The organism is Bradyrhizobium sp. USDA 4011, assembly GCF_054063415.1.
In genome coordinates this window covers 7,995,377-8,012,584 of record NZ_JBSSGG010000001.1, presented here as the reverse complement: position 1 = coordinate 8,012,584, position 17,208 = coordinate 7,995,377, and the positions used below count along the sequence as shown (strand labels likewise).

At 65.1% G+C, this 17,208-nt stretch carries 13 protein-coding genes and 1 pseudogene; 7 read left to right on the top strand and 7 right to left on the bottom strand.

Annotation, left to right across the window (positions count from 1 at the left end):
* Positions 1-14 precede the first annotated feature (14 nt).
* Entirely contained in the window at positions 15-1,028 is a 1,014-nt protein-coding gene (locus ACVW1C_RS38000; RefSeq protein ID WP_456762609.1) for a bile acid:sodium symporter family protein, read from the bottom strand.
* 104 nt (positions 1,029-1,132) lie between these two features.
* Here ACVW1C_RS38000 and ACVW1C_RS37995 point away from each other — a divergent pair, with 104 nt between their 5' ends.
* Entirely contained in the window at positions 1,133-1,984 is an 852-nt protein-coding gene (locus tag ACVW1C_RS37995) for a LysR substrate-binding domain-containing protein (RefSeq protein ID WP_456762608.1), read from the top strand.
* Positions 1,985-2,269: 285 nt separating this feature from the next.
* On the opposite strand, the pseudogene ACVW1C_RS37990 reads toward ACVW1C_RS37995, so the two are convergent.
* Both ACVW1C_RS37990 and ACVW1C_RS37985 read right to left on the bottom strand, forming a co-directional pair.
* A pseudogene (locus ACVW1C_RS37990) lies at positions 2,270-3,323 on the bottom strand (phenylacetaldoxime dehydratase family protein).
* A 35-nt stretch (positions 3,324-3,358) separates the two neighbouring features.
* Positions 3,359-4,369, bottom strand: coding sequence for a carbon-nitrogen hydrolase family protein (locus tag ACVW1C_RS37985; protein ID WP_456762607.1), 1,011 nt, complete (start codon positions 4,367-4,369; stop codon positions 3,359-3,361).
* 208 nt (positions 4,370-4,577) lie between these two features.
* Here ACVW1C_RS37985 and ACVW1C_RS37980 point away from each other — a divergent pair, with 208 nt between their 5' ends.
* From ACVW1C_RS37980 to ACVW1C_RS37970, 3 genes are all read left to right on the top strand, one after another.
* Positions 4,578-5,534 (top strand): AraC-like ligand-binding domain-containing protein, encoded by a 957-nt coding sequence (locus ACVW1C_RS37980; protein WP_456762606.1) that lies wholly within the window; start codon positions 4,578-4,580, stop codon positions 5,532-5,534.
* A gap of 149 nt (positions 5,535-5,683) precedes the next feature.
* The gene (locus ACVW1C_RS37975; protein ID WP_456762605.1) at positions 5,684-6,037 is read left to right on the top strand and encodes a PilZ domain-containing protein; all 354 of its coding nucleotides are present in this window, start codon (positions 5,684-5,686) and stop codon (positions 6,035-6,037) included.
* Positions 6,038-6,167: 130 nt separating this feature from the next.
* Positions 6,168-7,589: an MFS transporter gene (locus ACVW1C_RS37970; RefSeq protein ID WP_456762604.1), complete on the top strand. Its 1,422-nt coding sequence runs from the start codon at positions 6,168-6,170 to the stop codon at positions 7,587-7,589.
* Between the two features lie 85 nt (positions 7,590-7,674).
* Here the strand turns inward: ACVW1C_RS37970 and clpA are convergent, their stop codons facing one another.
* Positions 7,675-10,080 carry an ATP-dependent Clp protease ATP-binding subunit ClpA gene (gene clpA / locus ACVW1C_RS37965; protein ID WP_456762603.1) on the bottom strand — a complete coding sequence of 802 codons (2,406 nt, stop codon included), beginning with the start codon at positions 10,078-10,080 and terminating at the stop codon, positions 7,675-7,677.
* A gap of 259 nt (positions 10,081-10,339) precedes the next feature.
* Positions 10,340-10,672, bottom strand: a complete 333-nt coding sequence (gene clpS, locus ACVW1C_RS37960; RefSeq protein ID WP_106318898.1) for an ATP-dependent Clp protease adapter ClpS — start codon at positions 10,670-10,672, stop codon at positions 10,340-10,342.
* Positions 10,673-11,170: 498 nt separating this feature from the next.
* On the opposite strand from clpS, the gene ACVW1C_RS37955 reads away from it, so the two are divergent.
* Complete coding sequence (locus ACVW1C_RS37955; RefSeq protein ID WP_456762602.1) at positions 11,171-13,066, top strand: pilus assembly protein TadG-related protein; 1,896 nt, start codon at positions 11,171-11,173, stop codon at positions 13,064-13,066.
* 73 nt (positions 13,067-13,139) lie between these two features.
* On the opposite strand, the gene ACVW1C_RS37950 is transcribed toward ACVW1C_RS37955, so the two are convergent.
* Entirely contained in the window at positions 13,140-13,475 is a 336-nt protein-coding gene (locus tag ACVW1C_RS37950; RefSeq protein WP_021078275.1) for a phasin family protein, read from the bottom strand.
* Positions 13,476-13,900: 425 nt separating this feature from the next.
* On the opposite strand from ACVW1C_RS37950, the gene ACVW1C_RS37945 reads away from it, so the two are divergent.
* Positions 13,901-15,694, top strand: a complete 1,794-nt coding sequence (locus ACVW1C_RS37945) for a serine hydrolase (RefSeq protein ID WP_456762601.1) — start codon at positions 13,901-13,903, stop codon at positions 15,692-15,694.
* Positions 15,695-15,940: 246 nt separating this feature from the next.
* Here ACVW1C_RS37945 and ACVW1C_RS37940 read toward each other — a convergent pair whose 3' ends face one another.
* Positions 15,941-16,660, bottom strand: a complete 720-nt coding sequence (locus ACVW1C_RS37940; protein ID WP_456762600.1) for a DnaJ domain-containing protein — start codon at positions 16,658-16,660, stop codon at positions 15,941-15,943.
* Between the two features lie 129 nt (positions 16,661-16,789).
* On the opposite strand from ACVW1C_RS37940, the gene ACVW1C_RS37935 reads away from it, so the two are divergent.
* The gene (locus tag ACVW1C_RS37935; protein ID WP_456762599.1) at positions 16,790-17,197 is read left to right on the top strand and encodes a DUF302 domain-containing protein; all 408 of its coding nucleotides are present in this window, start codon (positions 16,790-16,792) and stop codon (positions 17,195-17,197) included.
* Positions 17,198-17,208 lie beyond the last annotated feature (11 nt).

Here is a 17,208-nt window from a genome sequence, read left to right as displayed (position 1 = left end):
CAACCGCCTCTAACTCAGTGCGCTTCGACAAGCGCAGGGACAGCGTCGCAAGAATTCGTTTCCTCCGCCCCCGCATAGCGGCGCGCCAGCGCGGCGCAGGTCATCAGCTGGATCTGGTGAAACAGCATCAGCGGCAGCACGATCAGGCCGACCGATTGCCCGGCGAGCAGCACGCTCGCCATCGGAAGCCCGCTCGCGAGACTCTTCTTCGAGCCGCAGAACATGATGGCGATGCGGTCGGCACGCGAGAAGCCGAGCAGCTTGCTGCCGAAATTGGTGACCAGCAGCACGATCACAAGCAGCAGCGCATCGAGGCCGAGTACGATGGCCATCTGCGTCGCATTGACCTGATGCCAGATGCCGTGGCTGACGCCGTCGCTGAACGCGGTGTAGACGATCAGGAGGATCGAGCCGCGGTCGACCAGGCCGAGCATCGCATGATGCCTGGCGACCCAGCGGCCGATCAGCGGCCGCGACAACTGCCCTGCCACGAACGGCAGCAACAGCTGCACGACGATGTCGAGCGCGGCGTTGCCGGAGAACCCGCCATGGCTCGACAGAAGGAAGCCCGCCAGCAGCGGTGTCGCGACGATGCCGAGCAGATTGGAGGCGGTCGCCGAGCACAACGCCGCCGACACATTGCCGTGCGCGATCGAGGTGAAGGCGACCGACGACTGCACGGTCGACGGCAGGATGCAGATCAGGATCACGCCCGCCCACAGCGCCGGCGTCAGCAGATGCGGCGCCAGCGCATGGGCCGCGAGCCCGAGCAGCGGGAACAGCGCAAACGTCGACAGGAAGATCACGAGATGCAGCCGCCAGTGCCGGGCGCCGACCAGCGCCTCCGTGGTCGACAGCCGGGCGCCGTGCAGGAAGAACAGCAGCGTGATCGCCGCATCGGTGGCATAGCCGCCGATCGCGGTGCCCTGCCCGTGCAGCGGCAGCAAGGTGGCAAGGCCGACCATCCCGACGATGGCGGCGATGTAGGGGTCGACGGGCACAAATGAGCGCAGGCGGCTGAAGGTCATGGTGGCTTCCTTTCCTTGACCGGAAAATGGCTCTCCCCATGTCGATTGTGAACCGCGCTTACCGGTGTTATTGTCATGACGTTACGCAATGATGGACCGCCGCCATGCTCGACCCGGCCCAGCTCGAAACCTTCCTCACGGTGGTGCAGACCCAGAACTTCACCGAGGCCGGCCGCCGCCTTGGCCTGAAGCAGTCGACGGTCAGCCAGCACATCCGCAAGCTCGAGGCCGCCGCCGGGCGCCGCCTGTTCGTGCGCGACACCCATTCGGTCGTGCTCACCGCCGACGGCGAGGCGATGACGGGCTTTGCGCGCCCGATCCTGGAGGTCAATGCTCGCGCCCGCGACTACTTCGCGGGGTCGCAGGTGCGCGGAAAAGTCCGGTTCGGCGCCGCGGAGGATTTTGCCAGCTCGCGCCTGCCCGATCTGCTGCGTGACTTCGTCCGCCGCCATCCTCAGGTCGATCTCGAGCTGACGATCGGCCTCAGCGCCGTGCTGTACCAGCAGCTCGACGCCGGCGAGCTCGACCTCGTGCTGGGCAAGCGGCGGCCCGGCGACGCGCTGGGGCAGCTGGTGTGGCAGGACCGCCTGGTTTGGACCGCCGCGCCGGGCATGCGGCTCGATCCCGGCGAGCCGCTGCCCCTGATCCTCTACGCGCCGCCGAGCGTCAGTCGCAGCGTGGTGCTGGAGGCGATGGAGCGGTTCGGACGGCCCTGGCGGATTGTCTGCTCCAGCGGCAGCCTCAGCGGCCTGCACGCCGCGGCGCTCGCCGGTCTCGGCATCACCCCGCAGGCGCAGGGCCTGATCCCGGATGGACTCGAAGCGATGTCGGCGTCAGGCCTGCCGCCGCTCGGCAGCGTCGAATTCGTGGTCCGCACCGCCCGCCGGACCAAGCGCGGCCCGGCGGTCGAACTGGCGCAGGCCATCACGGAACGCGGCGGCCGGCTGCGGCCTTAGAAGTACAGCGATGTTTGGCTGGAATGGTCTGACGCCGCGGCCCTTCGGCTCAAGTGCTGCGGTCTCTGGAATACTCATCACCCGCATGCGCATGCGCGGGTGATGACACCGCGCAAGCTGAGGGCGTCTGCACGATTTCGGAATAATAGAATGATGCCACTGATTTGCCCGACGTGTCAAGTTGCCGTGTCGAACGCCCGCGGCCGCCGGCTCCTTTGCATGGGGTTGTTTTCGATATTTTGAATGCGGCTTCGATGCGGCCCTGCTCGGACCAGGCGGCCCGCGTCAGGCGGATGGCGCCGCCGCGAGTTGCACCGCGTTCAGCATGCCGGTCCGTTCGTGGCAGCCGAGATATTCGAAGAACTGCTCGTCGGCGGCAGCAACCGTGACCTCGTGATACAGCCTGAGCTTTGCGGCGCGGTCCCAACGTCGACAGATACTTCATCGCCGCGCCGAAGATCCTGACATGGGTCGGATGCGACTCCGCCCAGCGCTCCAGCGCCGCAAGGCTCTTCCACCAGCTCTGGCCGTAGGATTTTTCCGTCAGTCGTCCATCCGCGTCGACGACGCGCATGTAACGGTTGGCGTAGCAGCCGATCGGCACGCCGTCGTCGCGCAGGAAATCCATGCCCTCGCGCAGCACCGGCTCGACATCGTCGAGATACATCTTGCGCTCCGACGCCTCGGTGTCGCTCCAGTCCTGGCCGGAGCGGATCAGGCAGAGATTGTCCTGCGCGACCACGCGGATGCGCGCGCCGTCGCGGATCGCCCGCGGCTCGCCGCCGGGCGTCATCGCGTCGGTCTGCGACAGCGGAATGCGGTCGCGCATGCCGCCCCAATAGGCGTGCTCCTGCACCTCCCCGCTCATGCCGTCGGCGAGAACAGCGACGCCCTCCGGACGGCCGAGCGACGAGAACAGCGTCTCGTAGCGCGCAACATGCGGCCGCAGCACTTCGATGAAGCGGCCGACGCCACTCGCCGCGCCGTTGCCGGTCCAGGCCTCGCGCGCGCCGGCGAACCAGGCGTCGAAACGCCCGGCATCGTCCCAATAGGCGACCGAGACGGCGTTGGTGAAGCCGGCCTGGTCGACATATTGCGCACGATCCCAATGCGTCGGGCCGTTCTCACCGGCAAAGCGCGTTGCGATCGATGCCAGCGCCTCGGCCACTGCTGCGGTCGGCTCGCCGCGAACCTGCACGCCGAAATAGGCCATGATGACGCGTGCGACCGCGGGCTTGTGCCGCGCGACGAACGAGGGATAAGGCGGCGCGTAATCGTCGGGCACACGACGATGACGGGAGCGCGCCGTTTGCAGATGAGAGGGAATCGCGGATTCCATGGCAGTCGCCTCCGGTTGGATGTTGCCTTGATGGATTAGCTCGCGGCCGCGTCGACCTCCTCGAGACTGTCGAGCGGCAGCGCGAAATGCTCGACGCGCTTCGATGGCTTCTTGTTCAGCAGCAGACGCGTGACGTCGGGCCGCGAATAATGCCCGGCCGGGTCGGCGGCGTTCTTGGCGATCCCGATCGCGCCGAGATCGATATCGGCGAGCAGCAGGCCTTCCTGCTCGGGCGGCAGCTTCTCGGCGATCGAGCTGCCGTCCGGCCCGTAGATCGCGGCGTGTCCGCCGCCGACATGCAGCAGCGCGTGCTTGTCGTCGCGGTCGCACATCTCGTCGATCATCGCCTGCGAGACGGTGGCGCAGGGCGCCAGCACGAAGCACGAGCCCTCCACCGCGTAGACCCGCGAGGCAGCGTTGTTGACCTCCCAGCCGAGCGCCGGCGCGAACGGATCGTACAGCGAGAAGCTCGGCCAGGCCGCGACATGCACCTGCTCGTTCTGGGCGTACATCGCGTATTTCGACAGCGGCTGCAGATGCTCCCAGCAGCACAGCGCGCCGAGCCGGCCGATGCCGGGGCGGTCATGCACCGCAAGGTCGCTGCCGTCGCCCTCGCCATAGACGGTGCGCTCGGCATGGGTCGGCCGCAGCTTGCGCCGCTTGGCGATGGTCTCGCCGTCTGGCCCGATCAGCCATTGCGCCAGATAGAGGCTGCCGCCGTCGCGTTCGGACAGGCCGAGCACCGCGGTCATGCCGGCCTTCTTCACCGCCAGCCGCAGCTTCTCGGCCTGCGGGCTGTCATAGCTCAGCGAGTTATCGAAGTAGCGCTGCACAAAACCGCGCCCGATCGCCCAGGCCGGCGAGTCCAGCCAGATGTACCAGGGATAACCGGGGATAAAGGCCTCGGGGAACGCGATCAGTTTTGCACCCTTCGCGGCGGCCTCCTCGATCAAGGCAATGCTCTTGGCCACGGAGGCGTCGAGGTCGAGCCAGGCAGGGGCCGCCTGCACCACCGCAACGCGATATTTCGGATGTTCGATGCCCATGATGTCCTCCTCGTGGCCGGCCGCTCTGGCCGGTTCGTACTTGATCGGCCGCAGCCGCTTCTGACATCATGCTGCCCCGGGACCGGGAGCGCCGTTCGACCAGGACGGAAGGAAAATTCGACTGCGGAGGGGATTCCCCCGGCCGTCCCCGGTACGAAGCTTGCTTTGTTTGCGTGGCCAGCGTTTGCACTCGTGAAGGGAGGAAATCATGCCGGCCCTGTTCACCACGGAAGGCGCGCCCACGCATCGACGCCTCGCGCTCTGGCGCGACATCGTCTGCGACGTGTTCGTGCAACTCGACTGCAAGTCCGATCTCGGCACCGCTTTCCACGGCGCCATCACCAGCGCGCAACTCGGCGCGGTGAAATGCTCCGTCGTCTCGTCGGGCCGGCAACGGGTGCTGCGCACACCGTCACGGATCGCACGCACCAGCGAGGATTTTGTTCTGTTCGCGCTCGGCCAAAGTGGCGCGGGCGGCGTGGTGCAGGACGGCCGCGAGACCGTGATCCGGCCGGGCGAGTTTGCGTTCTACGACACCACCCGGCCATACGAACTGCGCTTCGACGACGACTTCACGCAGACCATCTTCCAGGTACCGCGCGCGATGCTGCACCGGCGCTTTGCCGGCACCCAGGGCCTGACGGCGACCACATTCACATCGGATCGCCCGGTGCAGCGGCTCGCCTGGCAGTTCATCAGCGGGCTGTCCGAGATCGCCGACAAGCTCGAGCCTGATAACGCGATCCGTCTCGCTGATCAGGCCGCCGACCTGCTCGCGATGGCGATCAGCGAGCGGCTCGGCGGCGCGACGCTACCGGCCTCGACGCACCGCTCCGCCCTGCTCTACCGGCTGAAGGCGCATGTGCTCGCGCATCTGCCGAATCCGGACCTCAGCCTCACCGAAACCGCCGCGGCGCTCGGCATCTCGCCGCGCTACGTCAACAGCCTGCTGGCCGACGAGGACACCTCGTTCCAGCGCTTCGTGCTGGCGCAGCGGCTCGAGCGCTGCAAGCGCGACCTCGCCTCGCCGGCACACGCGCATCGCCATATCGGCGAGGTCGCGTTCGCCTGGGGCTTTAACGATCTCTCGCATTTCGGCCGCGTGTTCCGCGATCATTACGGCTTGTCGCCGCGCGATTGGCGGCACAGCCGGGTGCCGAACTGACTTTCTCGGGTTTGCGGCGCAAAATAGCCGGGAATCCTGACCTTCCTAGATGCAAACAATTTACACTAACTCCAACGGGTTCCGCTCGTAGCCTTCTTTTCGCGGGTCCGGACCGGTACAGTCCTGCCATTGATTTAGGAGGATTTCCCATGCAGGACCGGCGCCAGAGCCCACGTGAAAAGGTGTTTTACGGTGCGGTTGCGGAGATCAATGAGCGTGGCTCGACGATGAATTGCGTCGTCCGCAACATCAGCGAAGGCGGCGCCTGCGTCGAATTTGGCGATGCCACGCGGCTGCCCGAAGAGATGAATCTCACCGTCGCGCGCAAGGGCCGCTCGTTCCTGGCGCGCATGATCTGGCGCCAGGCCAACAAGGTCGGCCTCGCGTTTCGGATCATGACCTCGGACACCCCTGTGAGCGATCTCGACGAGCGGGTCCGCCGCAGCGAGATCAAGAAACGGCAGCTGCAGCGGCGGATCAAGGAACTGCTCGGCCAGAGCTGAGCGTCCTCCCGCGGCTCCCCGGTCGCGTTTGGATCGCGGCCGATATCTGTCGTTTCGGGGGTTGCAAAGGCCAGGTTAATCCAGCATCCGGTAGGCCCGCCAATGCTGGAACCAAAGGCCATTTCACGACATGTCGTCCGCGATCATCGAGCATCCCGACGGGCTGCCGCAGCCGCAGCGCAATTGGGCCATTCTCACGATCGCACTCGGCCTAGTCATGGCGGTCGTCGACGGCTCGATCGCCAATGTTGCACTGCCGACCATCGCGCGGGATCTTGACGCCAGCCCCGCGTTCTCGATCTGGATCGTCAATGGCTACCAGCTGGCGATCACGATCTCGCTGCTGCCGCTCGCCTCGCTCGGCGAGATCATCGGCTATCGCCGCGTCTATCTGGCAGGCCTGTTGCTGTTCACGCTGGCGTCGCTGTTCTGCGCGCTGGCGCATACGCTGCCGCTGCTGACGATTGCCCGCATCCTGCAGGGGTTCGGCGCCGCCGGAATCCTCAGCGTCAATACGGCGCTGGTCCGCTTCATCTATCCGCATTCGCAGCTCGGCCGCGGCATCGGCGTCAACGCGCTGGTCGTCGCGATCTCGGCCGCGGTCGGCCCGACCATCGCCTCGTTCATCCTGGCGGTCGGGACCTGGCCCTATCTGTTCGCCATCAACGTCCCGCTCGGCATCGTCACGCTGGCGCTGGGCTGGCGCTTCCTGCCGCATACCAGGCCCGCGGTCCACGCCTTCGACTGGCAGAGCGCCGCGATGAGCGCGATCGCGTTCGGATTCGGCATCAGCGCGATCGACAGCGCCGGCCATGGCGAGGCGCTGTATCTCTGCGCGTTGGAATTCGCGATTGCCGCGGTCGCTTCCCATCTGCTGTACCGGCGGCAACAGCATCTGCCCTCGCCGCTGCTGCCGGTCGACCTCTTGCGGATTCCGATCTTCGCGCTGTCGATCGGCACCTCGATCGCCTCGTTCTGCGGCCAGATGCTGGCCTTCGTCGCGATGCCGTTCTATCTCGAGAACCACTTCGGATACTCGGCGGTGCAGATCGGCCTGCTGATCACGCCGTGGCCGATCGCGGTCGCATTCGCCGCGCCGATCGCGGGCTGGCTGGTCGAGCGTTACCCGGCCGGCCTGCTCGGCGGCATCGGCCTGCTGCTGTTCGCATTGGGTCTGGGCACGTTGGCGTTCATGCCCGCCCATTCGACGCCGATCGACGTGATCTGGCGGATGGCGCTCGCCGGCGCAGGCTTCGGCCTGTTCCAGACCCCGAACAACCGTACCATGATCGCCGCCGCGCCGCGCGAACGCTCCGGCGGCGCCAGCGGCATGCTCGGCACCGCGCGCCTGCTCGGACAGACCATCGGTGCCGCCTTGGTGGCGATGCTGCTGGCGCGCTATCCAGCCGACGGCACCAGGATCTCGCTGATGGTCGGCGTCGGCTTTGCCGTCGTGGGCGCTGTGCTCAGCACGCTGCGGCTGTCCTCGGCCGGCAGCCGCGGCGCCGACCAGGTGCGGGTCCATGAGGGCCAGCGCCTGAAGGGCGAGTAACGCTGCGCGGCAGCGCCCCCCAGTCATCCAACAAAAAGGCCGGCTGTTTTCAGCCGGCCTTTTCATGTGGTTGTTCGCTTGCGCCTCAGACCTTGACCATCGGACCCTTTGAGGCCGGCCCCTTGGTGCCGCCACCGCCGCCACCCGGACCACCCTTCGGCGGCTTACGCTTGCGCGGCGGCAGGTTCTCGGGCTTCGGGGTGACCGGGCCCTCGACATATTCGAACCCGATCTTGTCCTTGGCGGTCGCCTCGTCCTTGACCAGGACGACGCGCACGTGTCCGCCGCTCTTGAGCTGGCCGAACAGCACCTCATCCGCGAGCGGCTTCTTGATGTGCTCCTGGATGATCCGCGCCATCGGACGCGCGCCCATCTGCTCGTCATAGCCGTGCTCGATCAGCCAGGCCTTGGCAGGCTCCGACAGCTCGATCGTGACGTCGCGGTCGGCGAGTTGCGCCTCGAGCTGCAGCACGAACTTCTCGACCACCATGCCGATGACGTCGGCATTGAGGTGCGCGAAGGAGACGATCGCATCCAGCCGGTTGCGGAACTCAGGCGCGAACTGGCGGTTGATCGCCTCGTGGTCGTCGCCTTCCCGCTTCGAGCGGGTGAAGCCGAAGGCCTGCCGCGCGAGGTCCGCCGCGCCCGCATTCGTGGTCATGATCAGGATCACGTTGCGGAAGTTGACCTGCTTGCCGTTGTGGTCGGTGAGCCGGCCATGATCCATGATCTGCAGCAGCACATTGTACAGATCCGGATGCGCCTTCTCGATCTCGTCGAGCAGCACCACGCAATGCGGATGCTGGTCCACGCCATCGGTAAGCAAGCCGCCCTGGTCGAAGCCGACATAGCCGGGAGGCGCGCCGATCAGGCGCGACACCGTGTGCCGCTCCATGTATTCGGACATGTCAAAGCGGATCAACTCGACGCCGAGCGAAGCCGCCAGCTGCTTTGCGACCTCGGTCTTGCCGACGCCGGTGGGTCCCGAGAACAGATACGAGCCGATCGGCTTTTCCGGCTCGCGCAAGCCGGCCCGCGACAGCTTGATCGACGCAGCCAGCGCCTCGATCGCCTTGTCCTGGCCGAACACCGTGCGCTTCAGGGTCTGCTCGAGATGCTTCAGCACCTCGGCATCGTCCTTCGACACGCTCTTCGGCGGGATCCGCGCCATGGTCGCGATCGTGGTCTCGATCTCCTTGATGCCGATCGTCTTCTTGCGCTTGCTCTCGGCGACCAGCATCTGCGCCGCGCCGGACTCGTCGATCACGTCGATCGCCTTGTCGGGCAGCTTGCGGTCGTGGATGTAGCGCGACGACAGCTGCACCGCCGCCTCGATCGCCTCATTGGTGTATTTCAGCCGATGGTAATCCTCGAAATAGGGCTTCAGGCCCTTGAGGATCGCGATCGCGTCGTCCACCGTCGGCTCGTTGACGTCGATCTTCTGGAACCGCCGCACCAGCGCGCGGTCCTTCTCGAAGTGCTGACGATATTCCTTGTAGGTGGTCGAGCCCATGCAGCGGATCGTGCCCGAAGCCAGCGCCGGCTTCAGCAAATTGGACGCATCCATCGCGCCGCCGGAAGTGGCGCCGGCGCCGATCACGGTGTGGATCTCGTCGATGAACAGGATGGCGTTCGGATGCGCCTCCAGCTCCTTCAGGACCTGCTTGAGCCGCTCCTCGAAATCGCCGCGGTAGCGGGTGCCCGCGAGCAGCGTGCCCATGTCGAGCGAGAACACGGTCGCGGCCGCCAGCACTTCCGGCACATCGCTGTCGACGATGCGCTTGGCGAGGCCTTCGGCGATCGCGGTCTTGCCGACGCCGGCTTCGCCGACGAACAGCGGGTTGTTCTTCTGGCGGCGGCACAGCACCTGGATCGCACGGTTGATCTCGGCATTGCGGCCGATCACCGGATCGATCTTGCCGTCGCGCGCCTTCTTGTTGAGGTTGACGCAATAGGTGTCGAGCGCCTCGCCCTTCTTCTTGGCGTCCTCGTTGCCCTTGGTCTCGGTTTCCTCGTCGACGCCGCGCACCGGCCGCGCCTCGGACACGCCGGGCCGCTTGGCGATGCCGTGGCTGATGTAGTTGACGGCGTCGTAGCGCGTCATGTCCTGCTCCTGCAGGAAATACGCGGCATGGCTCTCGCGCTCGGCGAAGATCGCGATCAGGACATTGGCGCCGGTCACTTCCTCGCGACCGGACGACTGGACGTGAATCACCGCGCGCTGGATCACGCGCTGGAACCCGGCGGTCGGCTTCGCGTCGTCGGCGCCGTCCGTCACCAGGTTTTCGAATTCGGTCTCGAGATAATTGACGAGGCTGGTCCTCAGCTTGTCGAGATCGACGCTGCAGGCCCGCATCACCGCCGCCGCATCCGAGTCATCGATCAGCGACAGCAGAAGGTGTTCGAGCGTCGCGTATTGATGGTGACGCTCGTTCGCGATCGCCAATGCACGATGCAAGGATTGTTCTAGGCTTTGGGAAAAAGTAGGCATTCGCGTCCTCTATGGCCCCCGGCCATCATGATCGCCATTACCGGGTCAGGCAATAACAACCTTCGTGATCGCCATTGATATAGTTACGACGGATCGTGGCGAAAGACCGGTCCCGCGATGATGGTTTTCTTCTAAATTCGGGGCACCGGAACGTTGTCCGGCGGCGCCCCGTGATCATACGGGAACGCCGTTCGCTGCCTTCAAAAACGCGATGCAAGACCCGTTCCGCTTCCCGCGGCAGGTCAATCGTTCCCGCGAACTACTTCTTTTCCATTACGCATTGCAGCGGATGCTGATGCTTGCGCGCGAAGTCCATGACTTGCGTCACCTTGGTCTCGGCGATCTCGTAAGTAAACACGCCGCACTCACCGATCCCGTGATGGTGAACGTGCAGCATGATCTTGGTCGCCGCCTCGGCGTCCTTGTTGAAGAATCGTTCCAGCACGTGAACCACGAACTCCATCGGCGTGTAGTCGTCGTTCAGGATCAGGACGCGATACAGGTTCGGGCGCTTGGTCTTCGGCTTGACCTTGGTGATGACCGAGGTCGACGGGCCGCTGCCCGCTCCATTGCGGTTGTCGTCATTGCTCATTTTCGGCACCGGCGCGGCGGACACCGCGGGCATGGCCGAAACCGGCTCGGAGATCGGGACTGTCAACGTGTATCGCAGCATGGCTCAGGCGTTCGAATTCCCCGGGGGAAACCGGTTGGCGATTGGAAGGTGGTCGCGATTGCCGCAAGACTGATCGCGGAACCCCCAGCAATGTTTTCCAGATTGCCGCTCCCGGTCCGATCCGGCGGCCGGATCGACCTCCCGAATATGGGCCTCACGACGCCCTGCCGCAAGCGCAGACCCGCCGCAGCCCACCGGTCCGATTCCCGGCGCGACAACCCTCGGAAGGTTAATCATTTCTGGCTGATTTGACAAAGGACTAGGGCGTCCAATTTAGACGGCATTCAGGATAGCCCGCGTTTTTGCCCGCTTTTGAGCTTCCGCCGGGCCGCCCGCAGGGTTTCCACGGCCGGATTCACCATCTGTTTAGCCGCGCACGTAGAGATGGCCGCGCAATCCATTTTTGACGAGAGTGCCATGCTTGGTTCAGCCATTTCCAATCGCGTCCGCGCGGCTCTCCGCCGGTTTTCCGGATCAACCGACGGCAATGTCGCGGTGATCTTTACCTTCGCAATGCTGCCGATCCTCGCCTTCGTGGGAGCAGCGGTCGACTATACCCGCGCCAACAACGCCCGCACCGCGATGCAGTCGGCGCTCGATTCCACGGCGCTGATGCTGTCCAAGGATCTGACCATGGGCACCATCACGGCCGCGCAGATCCCGAGCAAGGCGCAGACCTATTTCAACAGCCTCTTCACCAACAAGGACGGCCAGGGCATTGCCATCTCGGCCACCTATACGACCCCGACCTCGAGCGCAGCCGCGACCATTCTCCTGAGCGGGTCCGGCTATATCAACACCTATTTCATGAAGTTTGCCGATCTGTCCGGCGGCAATTTCCAGAAGATGAATTTCGGCACCTCGACCACCACCACCTGGGGCAACGTCAAGATGCGCGTCGCGCTGGCCCTCGACAACACGGGATCGATGGCTCAGGATGGCAAGATTACCGCGCTGCGAAACGCGGTGGCCGGAACCGGCGGCCTGATCGACCAGCTCAGCGCGCTGAGCAAGAACAACGGCGACGTCTATATTTCCGTTATCCCGTTCGCCAAGGTCGTCAACCTCGGCTCGAGCAATTATAGCCAGAACTGGATCGACTGGACCGACTGGCTCAATCCGCCGACTGCGCAGCCCAACAACGGCAGCACGCAGGCGAGCTTGCCGATGAACTGGCACGCGGTGGGACCAGGTGCGAGATGCCCCTGGACCAACAGCAGCGGCGGTTTCACCTGCACGAAGGGCCCGACCAGCACGTCCAACACGACCTACATCCCCTCGAGCGGGACCTATTCGGGCTACATCTGCCCGAGCGTCGATTACAATTCGCACACGAAGTACAATGGCTGCTGGGTCAGCACGCCGGCGGGCACCGGCGTATTCTGTACGGGTTCGTCGTCCTGCAGCTGCCCGAAGAATTCGTCCGGCAACAACGTCTCCGGCTGCAGTTGCACCACGACCGGCGGCGTCACATCCTGCTCCGGCAATCTGTACACTCACGACTGGACGCAGCCGGGCCCCAACGACACCGTGGACAACAAGAACCAGCCGCGGGTCACCGCCGTCGTCGGATGGACCAACAACCAATGGACCTCGACCAACAAGACGCCAACCGTGGTGAACAACTGGCAGCAGCCCTCCACCAACCCCATCAGCACATGGACAGGCTGCATCACCGATCGCACCCAACCGAACGATGCGACCGGTGTGCTGCCGTCGACGTCCGACGTTACCACGCTGTTTCCAGCCAACGAGTACTATGAAAACAGCACGGCCTATTGCAACAGCAGCGTCTCGACGCCGCTCGAGCCGATCATCCCGCTGAGCTACAACTGGAGCGCGCTCAAGTCGGCGGTCAACGCCATGCAGCCGACCGGCGGTACCGACCAGTCGGTTGGCCTCGCCTGGGCGTGGCAGTCGCTTCTGGTGGGCGGTCCGCTGAACGCGCCGGCGGAGGACTCCAACACCACCTACAACCGCGTCATCATCATTCTCTCCGACGGTCTGAACACCGAGGACCGCTGGCCCGACTACGGCGATGGCAGTTCGCAGGCGTCCGGCAATCCGATCGATGCAAGGCAGGCCCTGCAGTGCCAGAATCTGCAGAACGCGAAGGATACCAACGGTGCGCCGATGTACACGATCTACGCGATCCAGGTGAACACCAGCACGCCCGCCGATCCGACTTCGACCGTCCTGAAGAACTGCGCCAGCAGCCCCGACAAGTTCTACATGCTGACCAGTTCGACCCAGATCCTGACGACGTTCAATACGATCGGAACCGCTCTCAGCAAGCTGCGGCTGGCGAAATAGCCGCCTGCTTCAGGCGCAACAAAAAAGCCCGGCCGAAACGGCCGGGCTTTTCGTTTGTCTTGGTCAGTAGCGCTTACTGAGCGGGCGCGAACTTGGAGACCAGGCCCTCATAGGGCTTGAAGGTCTGCTTGGCGCAGTCGCTGTACAGGCCGGCGATCTTCTGCGATTCCGCGACGAAGGTCTCATAGGACGAGCGCAGGTACTCAGTCTGCGCCTCGAGCGCCTTGTCCAGCGACTTCACGCCCGACAGCTTCTCGACGAACGACTTGGTGTCCTCAAACGACTTCTTGGCGTAGTCGCCATAGGCCGTGGCGATCGCCTGGACGCCGCTCTGCAGGTTGTTCGCAGACGCAGTGACGGACTCGAAATGCTCTTTGCCGTAGTTCTGAATGTCTTCGATCTTGACCATGGATTGGAATTCCTTTTCCCAGACTTGAAGGCGCAAATTCCCATTGCCGGGAAGCTCGCGGCCCCCCTGACAACGATTGCAATATCGCATCGCACAATAAAGTCAATGAATTTTGTGCGGCGCACAATGACATTTGCCCGAATCCTGAGCATTTGCGATAAACCCCGGGGGACTGCGCAACGGTTGCTTAATCTTTTGGAAACTCGGTCCGCCTAACCTGATTCCCGGACTTTGTTCGCCTTCCGACGGGCAGCCTTGAAAGCTGTTTGTGAACAACACCTTAGCTAGAAGAGCGACCTGAGCCGCCACGAGGGCCGATGGTTCTGCCCGAAGTGGTCTGTTGCGCAGGCAAGGATCGACGGCCGCCGGGCACAATTTCGCCTCACGAGCCGGTGATCTAGATAGAAATTGGGACGGGGAAGTAGATGCTTCGAACAACCTTGGCCTCCTCGCGGGCGCTGCGAGTTGGCGTTCTTGGGCTCGTTACCGTCACGACGGCGATCCTGATCACCAGTGATAGCGCGGAGGCGCGCCGTCACCGGCGCCACACCGCCCGTCACCATCAGAGCGAGGCCGCGCGCGAAAGCTACAGCCCGCAATTCGCGTCGATCATCGTCGACGGCAACACCGGCTCGGTGCTGACGTCGAACAGTCCCGATGGCCTGCGGCACCCCGCCTCGCTCACCAAGATCATGACACTCTATCTGCTGTTCGAGCGGCTCGATTCCGGAAAGATGAAGCTCGACACCGAGATGCCGGTTTCCGAGCATGCCTCCGAGCAGGACCCGACGAAGCTCGGCCTGCGGCCCGGCCAGACCATCAAGGTCGAAGACGCCATCAAGGGTCTCGTCACCCGCTCCGCCAATGACGCCGCGGTCGTGATCGCCGAGGCGATCGGCGGCAGCGAAGAAGATTTCGCGCGGATGATGACCCGCAAGGCCCGCGCGCTCGGCATGAGCCGGACCACCTATCGCAACGCCTCCGGCCTGCCGAACGACGAGCAGATCACCACCGCGCGCGATCAGTCGACGCTCGGCCGCGCCATCCAGGATCGCTTCCCGCGCTACTATCGCTACTTCTCGACCACGGCGTTCAATTTCCGCGGCCACACGATCACCGGTCACAATCGCCTGCTCGGCAACGTCGAAGGCGTCGACGGCATCAAGACCGGTTACACCCGCGCCTCCGGCTTCAACCTCGTGACCTCGATCCACCGCGGCAATCGCTTCCTGGTCGGCGTGGTGCTCGGCGGCCGCAGCGGCGGCTCCCGCGACGCCATCATGCGCAACCTCCTGGCCGAGAACATCGGCAAGGGCGCGACCACCCGCACGGTCGCCGCGATCACCGAACGCAACCCGGCCGACGCCAATGTCGAGGTTGCCGATGCCGACAACGCCCGCAACGCGGACACTGCGGCGGTCGCTGCGTCTGAGCCCGCCGCGGCAGCCGTCGCGGTGCAGGCGCCGCGCCCGGCCAGCAAGCCCTCGCTGATGGCGGCCGTCGCCGCCGCGTTGCCGCCGCCCCCGGCAAAGCCTGAGCCGCAGGCCAAGCCCGAGCCGGCGCCGCTGACCTCAGGCGTGATCCAGACCCAGCCGATCGCCGCGATCCCCGGCTCGGCCGAACCGATGAAGCCGGTCAAGGTGAAGACCGTCCAGGTCAAGGCCGGCCCGATCAAGCTTGCCGCCGCCGGCCCGGCACAGTCCGCGCCCCCGATCACCAGCACCATCCCGTCGCGCGGCGAAGTTCCCGAGACCTCCAATGCGATGATGGCGCGGGCCGCCGAGACCTCGAGGCCCGAGATGCCGCCGCAGCCGGCCAATTTCGGCACCGGCAACGGCATCCTCGGCGTGCTACCGGCCTCGTCCGTCCATGCACCCGCCGCCGCCCCGGCCCCCCAGGCCGTGGCCTCGATCGAACCGACCCGCAGCCTGCAGGCCGCAGCGCAGACCAGCGTCGTCAAGCCGGGTGCCGCGCATTCCGGCTGGATCATCCAGGTTGGCGCGCTCGAGTCCGAAGGCGAGGCCAACAAGCGCATCGACCTCGCGCGCAGTTCGGCCCGCGGCCTCCTCAGCAAGGCGGACCCGTTCACCGAGGTCGTGGCCAAGGACAATCGCAAGCTCTACCGCGCCCGCTTTGCCGGCCTCGAGCGCGATCAGGCCGAAGCGGCGTGCAAGACGCTGAAGCGCGCCGAGATATCCTGCATCACCGTTCGCAACTGATCGACGCGATCTGCGGATTTCAAAAGGGCCGGCGCCGCAAGCGCCGGCCCTTTTGCTTTGCGAGCCGCCGCGCGAACGACCGGCCTTTCCGCGCGCGGCGCAACCATGAAACTTCTCGTCAAGCTTTTACGGTTAAGTTTTCCCGAAAGAACGATCGGCGACGCCGGACAGCGGCAGGCCAGACGGGGCATCAATCAGAGAAATGGAAGGCAGCTCTCGGCTGTGGCGTCAGTAGCGTAGCCGGAGTTAGAGATGCGTGCGAAGCAGAGTATCCTTGGCCTCGTTCACTCGGGCAGCGAGATACGTCGAGCCCCCCTGGTCGGGATGGAGTTTCTTCATCAGGGTGCGGTGAGCCCGGCTGATGTCGTCACGCGACGCTCCCGGCTGCAGGCCAAGGATCTGATAGGCCTCCTCGTTCGTCATTTTGCCGGTCGCCGCCGCGCGGCCCTGCCCCCCTGTCCGGTCGCCCTGTGCGTCCTGACGCCAGGCGGGAAAGCGGCGGTCCAGATAGCTTTCAAGTAGCGCGACGCTTTCGGCGTCGAAGCTCGGGACCATCGCCAGAAGCTGCGACAGGTCGAATTCGTCGAGCATGCGGCCGGCCTGCGGTCCCGCCACGATCTGGCCCTTGAGCACACCGCTGTCGTGATCGAGGCTCATGTCGAGATATTGCGAGCGCACCCGCGAGCTTTGTCCCTGATTGCGCGAGCTGCCGAACATGCCGCCGAAATTGGGCAAGCCGGTGCTCCCGAACGGCGACCAGCCGAGCAATCCGGCGCCGAAGATGCCGAGCGGGATTGCGACCGCCAGTTCGCCCCGCACGCCGGTGAAGGCCGCAACGGCAAGCGCGAGCACCCCGCCCACGATCTTGATCGCACGCGCAAGCACGGCCGGATTGGCCGCACGAAACATCTGCAGCGCGGAATAGAGGATGACAACGGCGACGACGCCGGCGATCAGGGTTGGCATGTGCGGAATATAGGCGGCCCGGCGGCAAAAAGCATGCGAAGCTTCGTCTCACTGGAGCGCGAAGCGCCCTCGCGTGGCGCGGCCCCGGGCGATCGAGTAGCTTGCGGCAACCGCGCTGGAGGAAGCTTGATGGCGATTGACGGACTGATCAGCCTTCGCAGCCATGTCGGGCCGAAGCAAACGGCCGACCGGCTCAAGGCCGAATTGCAGGCGCGCGGGCTGACCTTGTTCGCCCGGATCGATCATGCCGCGGGCGCCGCCGGCGCCGGTCTTGCGCTCCGTCCGACCGAACTGTTCGTGTTTGGCAATGCGAAAGGCGGCACGCCCTTGATGCAGGCCGCGCAGACCATCGGGATCGATCTGCCGCTCAAGGCGCTGGTCTGGCAGGACGAAACCGGCGACTGCTGGTTCTCCTACAATGATCCGACCTGGCTCGCCGAACGGCACGGCGTCGCGGAAGCGACCGGACAGGTCACGGCCAACATGTCGGCGCTGCTCGGCGCTATTGCCAAGACCGTGACGTCGGGCGGAGCCTGACGCGCCAAGCG